The following is a 12,344-nucleotide window of genomic DNA, read 5'->3' on the forward strand; positions in this document are numbered from 1 at the left end:
CCTCGTGTCTCCCTATCCACCGCGCTTAACGTCAGTCAGTAAAAAGCCGGCTATACATCGTAAAGACACGACACCTCGTGTCTCCCTATCCACAGCGCTTAACGTCAGTCAGTAAAAATCCGGCTAAACATCGTAAAGACACGACACCTCGTGTCTCCCGATCCACAGCGCGTAACGTCAGAACGAGTGAACGGCCTATGGCAGAAGTAACCTCGACCTATACCGGCGCGGACATTCAGGTGCTGGAGGGGTTGGAGCCCGTCCGGAAGCGGCCGGGCATGTATATAGGCGGCACAGGGAAAGCCGGCCTGCACCATCTCGTATGGGAGATCGTCGATAACGCGGTCGACGAGGCGACCAATGGCTTTGCGACGCTCATCGAAGTCACCCTGCACGACGATGGGAAAAGCGTGTCAGTGGCGGACAACGGCCGCGGCATCCCGGTGGACATCCACCCAAAAAAGAAAGTCCCCACGCTTGAAGTCATCCTGACGACCCTGCACGCCGGAGGGAAGTTCGACGGCAAAAGCTACATCACGTCAGGCGGGCTACACGGCGTGGGCTCGTCCGTCGTGAATGCGTTGTCCGAAGAACTCGTAGCCACCATCAAGCGCGACGGCCGGCAGCACACACAAACCTATCGGCGCGGCGTGCCGGTCACGAAGCTCAAGACGCTCGACGGCGTCGTCCGCGGAACCGGCACCACGATTTTCTTCCGACCGGACACGGACATCTTCGAGTCGATCGAATTCGATCCGCAGTGGATCGGCGAACAGCTCGAAATCAAAACCTACCTCAACAGCAACCTCAAGATCGTCTTCAAGGACGAGGTCAACCGTAAACGGTTCGATTTTCACCACGAAGGCGGCATCGCGGAATACCTCCAGAAGGTAGTCAAGGACGAAGGCGCGCGCGTCGTACATGCGGACGCACTTTTCATCAAGCAGGATGAACTCGTTGGGGGGCAACGCGCCGAGGTCTCGCTCCAATGGACCGAGGCGCCGAAAGAGCGGATCGACGCGTTCGTCAACGGCATCCCGACCCGCGACGGCGGAACACACGTGCAGGGCCTGAAGGACGCCGTACGCAGCGCCGTGCGCGCCTACATGGAGACGCACGATTTGCTTCCCAAAAAGCTCGAGCTCACGGCCGACGACATCCGAGAAGGAATGTTGGCGGTCATCAACCTCTTCATGGTCGAGCCCCAGTTTCAGGGGCAAACGAAAGACAAGCTCAACAACCCCGGGGCGCGGCAGCTGCTCATGAACGCCGTGCGCCTCGAGCTCGAGCAGTATCTCAACGGCCATCCCACCACGGGGGAAGCCATCGCCGCGCGCGTTATCCAGGCCGCCAAGGCCCGTCTCGCCAGCCGCGCCGCCGCCAGTAACGTGCGGAGCAAAACCAGCCTATCGCAACGCCTCACGCTGCCCGGCAAATTGGCGGATTGCTCGAGCTCGGAGGCCTCGGATAGCGAGTTGTTTATCGTCGAAGGGGACTCCGCCGGCGGCTCCGCCAAGCAGGGACGCGACCGCAAAACGCAGGCGGTGCTCCCGCTCCGCGGCAAGGTCCTCAATGCCGAACAGGCCACGCTCAGCAAAGTCATCGAAAACAAAGAGCTATCGAACATCGTCCAGGCCCTGGGCTGTGGCATCGGGGATAAGCTGGATATCGCCCGGCTCCGCTACCATAAAATCATCCTGCTGATGGACGCCGACTCCGACGGCCACCACATCGCCACGCTCCTGCTCACGTTTTTTTATCGCTACATGCGGCCGCTCATCGAGGAAGGGTACGTCTACATCGCCCAGCCGCCACTCTTCCGGCTTGAAGCCGGGAAGGAGACCTACTGGGCGCTCGATGAGGCGGACCGCGAGCGGATCACGAAGAAGATTAAAGCCGGCCGGAAAAACATCAACATCGAGATCCAGCGTTTTAAAGGTCTTGGCGAGATGATGCCCAAAACACTGCACGAAACTACCCTCGACCCCGAAAAACGCCGGCTCCTGCAGGTGACGATTCCGGACGGAGAACGCGTGGCGACCGAAAATACGATCACTGACCTGATGGGTAAGGACGCCGGCGCCCGGTACACATTTATCATGGAACACGCCGGCGAAGTCGACGAACTCGACGTTTGATACACCCCCGTAGCCCCCCTTAGTTATGCCCGATCACCCCCTCGAAACCCACCACCGCTGGGCCGACCTGCCGGCCGAAGCGCTCACGCCGTTCCTCTCGCGCAAGATGATGCACGGCGACCGCCTCATGCTGGCGCACATCGACATGAAAAAAGGAGCGGTGGTGCCCACGCACCGCCACGAGAACGAGCAGTTTAGTTACATCCTTTCCGGCGCGCTTCGGTTTTCGGTAGGCGATGAAGGTCGGGAGGTGATCGTGCGCGCCGGCGAGGTCCTGTACCTGCCCTCCAACCTGCCGCATGGCGCCGTCGCACTCGAGGACTCGCTAAGCCTCGACGTGTTCAGTCCGCCCCGGCAGGACTGGATCGACGGGACCGACGCCTACCTGCGCACGCAAAAATGAATGACTCCGGTTGGATTTTCACTTGAGGATGCGCACATTACCCGCGCCCCGATCACCGATTCCATCATCTCCATGCGTAGACGAGACTTTATCCTGCTGAACGCGACGGGTCTGGCTGCAGCCTGCCTTGCAACGCCGGCTGTCTGGGCGGCCCCTTCGGCCTATGCTCGCCCCGGATTACTCGATCTCTTCCGAGACGACGAGCAGGTGCGCCAGATCGGCCGCCGCTACATCGAACAACACCCCGCCGAGGCCCATACGGACGCGCTAGAACATCGGCTCGCCCAGACGCTTCGCGGAGCACGGAACGTCGAATCGTGCATCCGAAACGAATTCGCCCACCGCGAGACCGTCCAGCTCAACGGCTGGATCCTCGCTCGAACCGAAGCCCGCCAGTGCGCGTTGTTCGCGCTCAGTTAAACCCCTATGCACACCGACGCACGCACCCTCGAAGACGGATCCGTCATCGAGGGCGATATCTGTATCATTGGCGCCGGCGCGGCCGGAATCAGTATGGCCCTCGAATGGAAGGACACCCCGTACAAGGTGATCCTGCTGGAAGGGGGTAGTTTTCAGGTAGAACCGCGGCCTCAGGCCCTGTACGACGGCGAAAGCGTGGGGCAGACCTATTACCCGCTCCAGGCTGTCCGTCTTCGCGCTTTCGGCGGGACCACCGGGCACTGGGCCGGATGGTGCTCGCCGTTTGAGCCGCTTGATTTCAAAAAGCGCGACTGGGTGCCGGATAGCGGCTGGCCGATTGACCGCGCCGCACTCGACGCCTTTTATCCCCGTGCGCACTCGTACGTAGAGATCGGTCCTTACGCGTGGGACGCGGCGTACTGGGAGGCACAAGACCCCGACCGTCAGAGCCTCGCGTTCGACAAAAGCCGGGTATGGACCAAAATGTGGCAGTTCAGCCCGCCCACCCGATTTGGTCTCCGCTACCGCGACGACATCTTCCGGGCAGAGAACATCCACCTCTACTCAAACGCCAACGTCACCCGGATCGACACCAACGAGACCGCCGCGAATGTCGAGGGGCTCACGGTCCGCACGTTCGAAGGCAAGACGTTCTCCTTCCGGGCGAAACACTACGTCATGGCCTGCGGCGCCTGGCAGAATGCCCGGCTATTACTCGCGTCAAACGATCGCGCGCCGGCCGGACTAGGCAACCAGAACGACCTCGTGGGGCGGTATTTCATGGAGCACCTGGAGGTGATGTGTGCGAGCATGCTGCTCGTCAACGCGCCGGCGTCCATGAAGATGTATGAGATGAAGTTCTTCGAGACCAAAGCCCGGGGCGAACTGTCGCTCAGCGAAGAGGCGCAAGCGGAGAACGAGGTGCTCAACCTCACGGTCACACTCCACCCCCGAACGCTGGAGCCCAAGGATTATCCCTGGCTTATCTCCCGATACCCGAGTGACGCCCGGTTCACTGTCGACCGCCTCGACGAATTACAGGCCGAATACGAGGGGGCCCCTGGTGGTGCTCAGACTCCCGACTACCTCTCCGGCCTCCGCGAATTCCAACTCCAGGCCCGCATGGAGCAGTCGCCCAACCGCGACTCTCGCGTCTTCCTTGCCCGGGAGACGGACGAACTCGGGATGCCTCGCCTCACGCTCGACTGGCGGCTGACGGCGCTCGAAAAACACTCGCTCCGCCGCACCTTCGAAGTCATTGGCGAGGAGGCCGGCAAGGTTGGCCTGGGCCGCGTCCAGCTGCTGGACTGGCTCACCACCGACGACCCGATGTGGACACCGAACCTCGGCGGCGGATGGCACCATATGGGCACCACGCGCATGCACGACGACCCGAAGCAAGGAGTGGTCGACCCCAACGGCACCGTCCACGGCATACACAACCTGCACGTCGCCAGCTCGTCGACCTTTACGACGGCCGGCGCCTCCAATCCGACGCTCACCATCATCGCGATGACAATGCGGTTGTCGGACAGGCTGAAAGGGATGATGGGCTAAAACGATCCGCGCACTTCTTGAAAAGCACACACGTGGGGCGGAGCGCAAGCCGGTATCCGGCGTCAGATAAACATCTCATTACATGAGAGGCCCTTGATGATCGAGCAGCGTCCGAGAGGTGAGGGTTTATATCGCATGCGAAGCGGCAGGGCCGCCTTATGTCACGTGGTGCTCGAGAGTTTGAACCGAAGCTGGTAACCGTTCTTCGAGAAGGCTACACGCTTGCGGATTTTGGGCGCGATGGACTCGCCGGCCTGGTGGTCGGGATCGTCGCGCTTCCCCTGGCGATCGCGAACGCGATCGCCTCCGGGGTCCGCCCCGAGCAGGGGTTGTTCACCGCCATCGTCGCCGGCTTCCTGATATCCGCACTGGGCGGAAGCCGCGTCCAGATCGGGGGACCGACGGGCGCCTTTGTGATCATCGTCGCCGGCGTGGTTGACGAGTTCGGGTACGAGGGCCTGGCCGTGGCGACGATGATGGCCGGCGTCATGCTCGTCGTGATGGGCATCGCCCGGCTCGGCGCCGTAATCCGCTATATCCCGTATCCCGTGACGGTAGGATTCACGTCGGGCATCGCCCTTATCATCGCGCTGGGGCAGGTGCGCGACGCCCTTGGGTTACACATGGAACGGGTGCCGGCGGATTCGCTCGAAAAAATCCAGGCGTATGGGGAGCACATCGGCTCGTTCGGGATCGAGTCCGTACTCATTTGTTTGGCGACCATCGCCATCATCCAGTTCTGGCCGCTATTGACGCGGCGTATTCCCGGCCCGCTGATCGCGCTTCTCGCCACCACCCTGGCCGTCCAGCTGTTTGATCTGCCCGTGGATACCATCGGTGGACGGTTTGGCGAGGTGCCCAATGTGTTGCCAAAGCCGGCCATGCCGGCCATCGACTGGTCGATGATCGGCGAGTTGTCCTCACCCGCCATCGCCATCGCGTTGCTGGCCGGCATCGAGTCGCTCCTCAGCGCGATGGTGGCGGACGGCATGACGGGTGGCCGGCACCGCTCCAACACCGAACTGATCGCGCAGGGCATCGCGAACATCGCATCGCCGCTGTTCGGGGGGATTCCGGCTACCGGCGCCATTGCACGAACCGCCACCAACATCCGCAATGGGGGCCGCTCGCCAATCGCCGGCATCGTACACGCGGTCGTGTTGCTGGTGATCCTGCTCGCCGCAGGCCCGATGGCGGTGCTCATCCCAATGGCGACACTGGCCGGTATCCTGCTGGTGGTGGCCTACAACATGAGCGAGTGGCACAATTTCGTCCGCCTACTGAGGGGCCCGCGGAGCGATGTGCTGGTGCTGCTGGCCACGTTTCTCTTGACGGTGTTCGTGGATCTCACCGTCGCACTGGAAGTCGGGATCGTGCTCGCGGCGCTATTGCTGATGAAGCGCCTGGCGGATGTGACGTCCGTGAGCGCGATGCGGAGCGTGCTGGACTACGAAGAGGCCGGCGAGAAGGCGCCGGCGGAGCTCGACGTGCCGGCGGGAGTCGATGTGTTCGAGATCAACGGTTCGCTGTGCTTCGGAGCCGCCAGTAAGTTCACTGAGATGGCCGCTTCCATCCAGCCGTCCCGGGTGATGATTCTACGTATGCGTCACGTCCTGGCCGTGGATGCCACCGGTCTCCAGGCGGTTGAAAGCGTTTGGAATCGGATGCGCCAGCAGGGAACGCTCTTGCTCATCTCCGGCGTTCGCGCCCAACCGCTGGAAGCCATGCGCCGCATCGGCCTGCTCAAACAGATCGGGGAGGAGCACGTATTCGCCCAGTTTAACGATGCGCTCGCCCGGGCGCGCCAGGAGGTGGAGCATAGGCCTGAAGTCGAATAGGACGCTCGATGCCGTGAGATCCGGTGCCCACCGCTGGGTGCGGCTTCCTCGATTCGCTACTCGCTTCGTACCATCACGCGGACCGGCTCGGCCCAATCCCGCCACAGCCGTTCCAGCAACTCGGCGTCCGGTGGCCCGTCGCTCACCACGAACCGGTAGGCGGCCTCGTAGGGCTGCTCCGGTGTGATCGCCCATGCGCCGGCTTGCGAGGGAGACCAGCAAAAAAACGGCTCGGTCGGGTGGATCCGCATCGGCTCCGGCGCCCTGAAGTTGTCCGGATGCGCCAGCAGCCCCACGCCAGCGAGTTGCCCATCGACATACCCGCCGATATGGCTCCAGCGCGCCCGCGTCTCATGCCCGTTGCTGCGATCCATCCCCTCGGAGGTCAGGAAAAACGCATTCTCGGCCCCATCCCATTGCCGATGTCCTCGGAAGCCGAGCCCACCATAGTGGTACTCGGGCAGGATAAGCGCGGAGTCGGTGGCCGTCGTGTGGCGTAGGCGAAGCTCCACGAGCCGATACGGGGCGTCCCCGGCGTCGACCGCGAAAACACGCAGGTCCCACTGCTCGTCAATGACCGGACGCGGCGATCCGCGAGTCAGGTCGACATACCGGTGCCTGGCCTGGAGCCGGCTGAACACCGGCCCGGCCCCGACGCTGTCCAGGGAGACCGGCTCCACCCTCCCGGTTTTTAGCGCGACATTCCAGAAATCGGGTTTCTGGCCTTCGAATTCGGTGCTGGTCCAGGCGGACCAGATACCGTGGTGATGGATATGGTTCGGCGGGTAATCGTCCACCACCAGCACGCCCGAGGGGGTATATAACGGGTAGATGTACCCGCCCCGCACGTAGACGGAGTCGAACCCCGGATCGGGGAGGGCCGTGGGTCGGCTCTGGTAGGAGAGAACAGGTTGGTCGCCGTCGGCGAAGGAAACGACGCCGTCGGCTAGCGTTGCCTGAATACCGTAATCGTTAGCCGACGTTGGCCGCAAGGTATACGTGCGTGAGGTGCCGGCATCCAACGCATCGAGGATAAACCATCCCTGTCCATCCTCGATCTGCACGGGAGTGGCGCGGTCAGATTCATCGACGATTTCGAGCCCTTTCGGTAGAGGGGCGGCTGGAAGATCAAACGATACGATCGATTGCCGGCGGTCCACCTCGCCGGCCTGGACACTCAGGCGCCACTCGGGCGCGGGTGGCTGGCAGCCGAGCAGTAAGCTGCTACAGGCGAGTGCGCACAAGAGCGGGCGAAGCATATCAGGGGGTGTCTGCAAACGTGGCCGCCAGCTGCCGCACGGATTTTTCGGCATCGGCAGGGTCGGATAAAACGACGATGCGGTAGCGGAAGGTGACGGATTCGCTGGCTTTCAAGGCGAAGTTCAACGCTTCTTTCCCACCGCTAAGCGCTTTCTGCCCGAGCGGGTTGGCGGCAAACAGGCCGTAGCCGCGTGCGTGCCAGTACGTCGGATACCCGGGATTCCGAGGGTGGTCGATCAGAGCCACCGTCACCGGCTCGCCGGCCAACTCGCCGATTAACATCATCCATTCCCCCCGCGTGCCCCAGACATCGACGCCCCGCACGCCCTCGCTGCTGAGGTACTCGCCGGACACGCCGGTGTCGTCCAACACCGCCTCGGGGCGAGGCTTGCCGGCCGCGTCGGTCAGCAGGACGGGTTTCCCCTCCGGGTGTTCAAGCGCCCGGGTGACGCGGAGCGCGATCATCCCCTCCTTGTTGTCGGTGAACACAACGTCCTGGTCGAGCGCCGTGAGGGTGGTGATGCGGTCGATGACGCGCATGGAGTCGTCGCCCGAGAAGATAAACCGTGTGCGCTCTTGCAAGAGGCGCGTATTGGTAGGTGTCAACCAGTCGGCCTCTACGTCCAGCACCCCGTGCTCGTCGCCGCCAAGCGCCTGGATGATGGCGCGGTGGCGGATGGCGCCCATGCGAGGCCGGCGTTCTTCCGGCACGGCGTCCGAGTTGTTCCAGAAGTCGTACCCATTGACATCCCCATAATTGAGCCAGTGCCCGATGTGGTGCGGATGGTCCACCCGCTCGCCGGCGCGCGGCTCAAAAGGATATCCCCGCGTGATGTCTTGCCCTCCGGCCGTCCGGATGGGGTAGAGGACCGGCTTCTTGAGCGTGGCGATGCTGTCGTGGTACACGTACGCCGTGAACAGGGCGCCGTCGATCGACACGTCCACCCGTTGTTGGTCGTCCAGCACGACGATCTGCACGCCCCCGGTAGGGCGAAACGCGACAGCAGCGGCGGCCAGGCCGGCCAACACAAGCACGAGGAGACGCGTCATGACGATTCCCTGCGAGTCGATAAAACGGCAAACCCCGGGAGCGGGCCCCCGGGGTTCATCCGATCACATGGCGTTGGTCAGCTTCATCGCCACCGGATCCCAATCGACGGCCCGCTTCTCGATGTAGCTCAGGTTCGAGAGCAGGGCTGGCGCGGCGGCGCGGTAGCCGTACGCGGCATCTTCAACGACCGTACCGCCCGAACGGAGGGCGGTGAAGAAGTTGTTGAAGTGGTCGTACCGGCTGTCGTACCCCCCCGGGGCACGGTAGATCTCCTCGTTGGCCGCACGCAGATCGGGCCGCGCCGGCACGGGATACTTCTCCCGATACTCGGCCATGGACTGGTCCTGGATCGCTTGGGCGAACGTACTGATCGAGTAGCCGGGCTCCGGATTCGGCGCGAGCCGGCTCAGGGTCGTGCTGGATTCACCGATCGTGATCACCCCCTCGTTGCCGATGAAGCGGAAGGAGGTCCCGCCGCCGCCGCCGCCATCGGCGAAGTTGACCGAAAGGGCCACGGTGAACTCGGGGTGGGTGTCTGTCTTCGGGTAATCGTACAGACCCAGCATCACGTCCGGCGCATCGCGCCCGTCGAGCCAGTAGCGGAGGCCGCCAGTGGTCATCACCCGCGTCGGACCGTTGGAGCTTAGCACCAGGTGGATTCCTGAAAACAAGTGAACGAACAGGTCGCCAGGGATGCCAGTACCGTAATCGTAATAATTCCGCCAGCGGAAGAAGCGGACCGGGTCGAACGGCCGCTTGGTGGCGTGGCCCACGAAGTTGTCCCAATCGACGGTGGCTTCAGAGGCGTCGGGGGGTATCGAATACTGCCACGCCCCCTGGGCCGAGTTGCGGTTGATGCGGGCTTCGACCATGTTCAGCTGCCCGATGGCGCCGGACTGGTACAGGTCGCGCGCTTTTTCATAGGTCAGCGAGCTCACATGCTGGCTGCCGACAATCATCAGCTTGCCGGATTTTTTGACGGCCTGGAGCACCGCCGGCCCTTCCTCGATGTGCTGCACCATCGGTTTCTCGCAGTACACGGCCTTGCCGGCCTCGAGCGCGTCGATGGTGATCCGCTGGTGCCAGTGGTCCGGCGTGGCGATGATCACGGCGTCGACATCGCTTCGGCTCAGAATTTCGCGGTAGTCGCGTGTCGTGAAGATATCGTTCCCGAACGACTCCTTCGCGCGGATCAGCCGGCCGTCGTAGGCGTCGGCCGCGCCGACGAACTCGACACCTTCGACCTTGAGCGCGGTGCGGGTATCGCCGAAGCCCATCCCGCCCATACCGATCGTCGCCACACGGATACGGTCGTTCGGGCTGATTTTGGGGGCGCCGGACGGGCGGGAGAGGTCGAACGTGCGCGCGCCGGCCAGCGCCGGGCCGGCGGCTAATGCGACGGGGGTTGTAGCCGCAAGGCGAAGAAATTCGCGACGTGATGCGTGTTTGGACATGGTGTTCTCGGTTTAGGGACGAAGATTCAGGCGGAAAGCGCGTCGATCACGCCGCGCATATACGAAAAGGATTGTTTCATGCCGGGCATGGGATCGTCTGGGAAGATCTCGTATTCGAGGTTCACGTAGCCGGCGTAGTTCATGGCCATCAGCTGCTTGAAGAGGCCCACGACGGGCATCTCACCCTCGCCGACGGCGACCTGGCTGTCCCGATCCATCAGGTCGCTCAGGTCCTTGATGTGCATGTCGAGCACGCGGGGGCCGGCTTCGGCGATCGCCTCGACCACATCCACCCCTGTTCGCGTCGTGTGGCCGACATCCACGCAACAGCCGATGCGTGGGTCCATGTCTTTCACTACGGCCAGCACATCTTTCGGCCCCGGAAAGTACTGGTCTTCCGGCCCGTGATTGTGGATGGCGGCCATGATGTTGTATTCCTTGACGAACTTCTCGATACGTGGGACGACCTCGGGCTTGGGTGCGCAGACGATGAGCGGGAAGCCGCTGGCCTTCGCGTATTCGAAGACGGCGCGCACGTATTCGTCGGTGTCCTCATGGATGGTGATGGTGCCGCCGCCGACGATCTTCAGGCCGGCGCTTTCGAATTCCATCCGGCCGGCCTTGATTTCTGCCGGCGTACCCTCCTGTTCGAGGTGAAAGGATTTGATGTTGATATTCGTGATCCCCAGTTCCTTCACCATGGCGATCGCCTGGGGCCGCGTGAACTTGCGGAGCGAATAACTCGCCACCCCCAGGTTCACCCCTGCGGCGCGGCCGGGTGCGCTTCCGCGCAAGGCGGGGGATAAGGAAGGCCACGCGTAGGCGCCTGCCGCGCCGGCTGCCGCCGTTCTGAAAAAGTCTCTACGAGTGCTCATACGATCCTGGTGAAGGGTGGGAGGCGGTTATTCGCCAGATAAGGTTCGAATCTTGATGTTACGGTACCACACGTCGTCATTGTGATCCTGGAGGACGATATGGCCGGCGCGTTTGTCCGCGAACCCCGCGATGGGGGCGTACTTGCTGAGGGAGAGCAGCGAATCCATCCGGGTCGATCCGAGGTCGTATTCGAGGGTTTTCTTGCCGTTTAGCCAGTGTTCCGCGTGGGCGCCGTTGAAGAGGATCCGGCCACTGTTCCACGCGCCGGCCGGGTTGAGGGCTTTGTCGGCCGGCGCAATGAGGTCGTACAATCCCGCGGCCGTCCGATTTCCATCACGCCCCATCATCGCATCGGGGTGGAGGTCGTCGTCCAACACCTGATACTCGAACCCGAGCGGGTTCGTGTCGGACATGGACTCGACCACGTTGTACTTGATGCCGCTGTTGGCGCCCGGCGCCACCTTCCAGTCGAAGGATACCTCGAAGTTCTCGTAGGTGGCAACGGTCATGATGTCGCCTCCGGCCATCGGCTGGCCGTCGGCCATGAGGGGCACTTTCCCGCTGGCGATTTTGTGGATGACGCCGTCTTCGATCGTCCAATGCTCCAGGGGCACATGGTCTTTACGGTAGCCGCGCCATCCGTCGAACGTCGACCCATCAAACAGTAGCTGCCACCCGGCATCTCGCTCAGCGTCGGTCAGGGTATTCAGGACGGGTGTCGCGGCCACGGCAGTCGTGGGCGTATCGATGTCGGTAGGCGGCGCATCCCCGCCGCATCCGGCGGATGCCGTTACTACGAACACGAAAAGGAGGGTCGCCAAGCAGGCACGGGGCATGTAAGGAGCAGCGATGGTCATTCTGGCGGAGAGCAATCGATCGTGGGACCGCGTGAGGTCGTGCGCCGGCGTGTAACGCTCGGACGGGTTGGAGACCTAAAAAATACACGCTGACTCCGGAGGAGTCAAATCGAACGCGTGGCTATTCGATATCGATGACCCCGAGCTTCACAACATTACCTGTCAGGACATAAAAAAACAGCCCGATGCGAACATCGGACTGTTTCAGGCAGCGCTCAATCCTACCCATTTATCGAAGTACAGCCCCTTTTCGACAAACCGGCAAGAACTACAGAGTACGCAGCCTGTTCTCTGGATATCGTCAGGTTCATGACAACCTTTAATTCACGCTGCGCGGCTCAACCCGATGATCACACTCCGGCTCGTGTTGCGTGACACCCACCTGGAGATCATGGATCGTTACCTGACGCAGGGCGCTCGAAGCATTCCCCGGCTGGTCGCTTTCGACCCTGAGGGTAACGCGTGTTTCGGATGGGGGCCGGCGCCGGCC

11 protein-coding genes are annotated in these 12,344 nt (G+C 62.6%); 6 read left to right on the forward strand and 5 right to left on the reverse strand.

Annotated elements, in window-relative coordinates:
- Positions 1 to 197: 197 nt before the first annotated feature.
- The 5 genes from SH809_18020 (at position 198) to SH809_18040 (ending at position 6,356) form a co-directional block, all read left to right on the forward strand.
- Entirely contained in the window at positions 198 to 2,138 is a 1,941-nt protein-coding gene (locus tag SH809_18020) for a DNA topoisomerase IV subunit B (protein ID MDZ4701614.1), read from the forward strand.
- A gap of 25 nt (positions 2,139 to 2,163) precedes the next feature.
- On the forward strand, positions 2,164 to 2,541 hold the full coding sequence (locus SH809_18025; GenBank protein ID MDZ4701615.1) for a cupin domain-containing protein: 378 nt from the start codon (positions 2,164 to 2,166) through the stop codon (positions 2,539 to 2,541).
- Between the two features lie 72 nt (positions 2,542 to 2,613).
- Positions 2,614 to 2,961, forward strand: coding sequence for a hypothetical protein (locus tag SH809_18030; GenBank protein ID MDZ4701616.1), 348 nt, complete (start codon positions 2,614 to 2,616; stop codon positions 2,959 to 2,961).
- Between the two features lie 6 nt (positions 2,962 to 2,967).
- Positions 2,968 to 4,518: a GMC family oxidoreductase gene (locus SH809_18035; protein ID MDZ4701617.1), complete on the forward strand. Its 1,551-nt coding sequence runs from the start codon at positions 2,968 to 2,970 to the stop codon at positions 4,516 to 4,518.
- Between the two features lie 158 nt (positions 4,519 to 4,676).
- Positions 4,677 to 6,356: a SulP family inorganic anion transporter gene (locus tag SH809_18040; GenBank protein MDZ4701618.1), complete on the forward strand. Its 1,680-nt coding sequence runs from the start codon at positions 4,677 to 4,679 to the stop codon at positions 6,354 to 6,356.
- 56 nt (positions 6,357 to 6,412) lie between these two features.
- Here the strand turns inward: SH809_18040 and SH809_18045 are convergent, their stop codons facing one another.
- The 5 genes from SH809_18045 to SH809_18065 all read right to left on the reverse strand — a co-directional run bounded on the left by SH809_18045 (position 6,413) and on the right by SH809_18065 (position 11,833).
- A complete protein-coding gene (locus SH809_18045) occupies positions 6,413 to 7,615 on the reverse strand; it encodes a PmoA family protein (protein ID MDZ4701619.1) in 1,203 nt (400 codons plus the stop codon).
- A gap of 1 nt (position 7,616) precedes the next feature.
- Complete coding sequence (locus SH809_18050) at positions 7,617 to 8,666, reverse strand: PmoA family protein (protein ID MDZ4701620.1); 1,050 nt, start codon at positions 8,664 to 8,666, stop codon at positions 7,617 to 7,619.
- A 63-nt stretch (positions 8,667 to 8,729) separates the two neighbouring features.
- Entirely contained in the window at positions 8,730 to 10,121 is a 1,392-nt protein-coding gene (locus tag SH809_18055) for a Gfo/Idh/MocA family oxidoreductase (protein MDZ4701621.1), read from the reverse strand.
- Positions 10,122 to 10,147: 26 nt separating this feature from the next.
- Entirely contained in the window at positions 10,148 to 10,996 is an 849-nt protein-coding gene (locus SH809_18060) for a sugar phosphate isomerase/epimerase (GenBank protein ID MDZ4701622.1), read from the reverse strand.
- Between the two features lie 27 nt (positions 10,997 to 11,023).
- Positions 11,024 to 11,833, reverse strand: a complete 810-nt coding sequence (locus tag SH809_18065) for a DUF1080 domain-containing protein (protein MDZ4701623.1) — start codon at positions 11,831 to 11,833, stop codon at positions 11,024 to 11,026.
- Between the two features lie 343 nt (positions 11,834 to 12,176).
- On the opposite strand from SH809_18065, the gene SH809_18070 reads away from it, so the two are divergent.
- Positions 12,177 to 12,344 (forward strand): thioredoxin family protein (locus tag SH809_18070; protein ID MDZ4701624.1); only part of this gene is annotated, 168 nt, incomplete at its 3' end.

Source organism: Rhodothermales bacterium, from assembly GCA_034439735.1.
Lineage (GTDB): Bacteria > Bacteroidota > Rhodothermia > Rhodothermales > JAHQVL01 > JAWKNW01.

Excerpts from the sequence above, each read along its gene's own strand:
- SH809_18020 (MDZ4701614.1), top strand. The coding sequence starts at position 198 with ATGGCAGAAGTAACCTCGACCTATACCGGCGCGGACATTCAGGTGCTG.
- SH809_18025 (MDZ4701615.1), top strand. The coding sequence starts at position 2,164 with ATGCCCGATCACCCCCTCGAAACCCACCACCGCTGGGCCGACCTGCCG.
- SH809_18030 (MDZ4701616.1), top strand. The coding sequence starts at position 2,614 with ATGCGTAGACGAGACTTTATCCTGCTGAACGCGACGGGTCTGGCTGCA.
- SH809_18035 (MDZ4701617.1), top strand. The coding sequence starts at position 2,968 with ATGCACACCGACGCACGCACCCTCGAAGACGGATCCGTCATCGAGGGC.
- SH809_18040 (MDZ4701618.1), top strand. The coding sequence starts at position 4,677 with ATGTCACGTGGTGCTCGAGAGTTTGAACCGAAGCTGGTAACCGTTCTT.
- SH809_18045 (MDZ4701619.1), bottom strand. The coding sequence starts at position 7,615 with ATGCTTCGCCCGCTCTTGTGCGCACTCGCCTGTAGCAGCTTACTGCTC.
- SH809_18050 (MDZ4701620.1), bottom strand. The coding sequence starts at position 8,666 with ATGACGCGTCTCCTCGTGCTTGTGTTGGCCGGCCTGGCCGCCGCTGCT.
- SH809_18055 (MDZ4701621.1), bottom strand. The coding sequence starts at position 10,121 with ATGTCCAAACACGCATCACGTCGCGAATTTCTTCGCCTTGCGGCTACA.
- SH809_18060 (MDZ4701622.1), bottom strand. The coding sequence starts at position 10,996 with ATGAGCACTCGTAGAGACTTTTTCAGAACGGCGGCAGCCGGCGCGGCA.
- SH809_18065 (MDZ4701623.1), bottom strand. The coding sequence starts at position 11,833 with ATGCCCCGTGCCTGCTTGGCGACCCTCCTTTTCGTGTTCGTAGTAACG.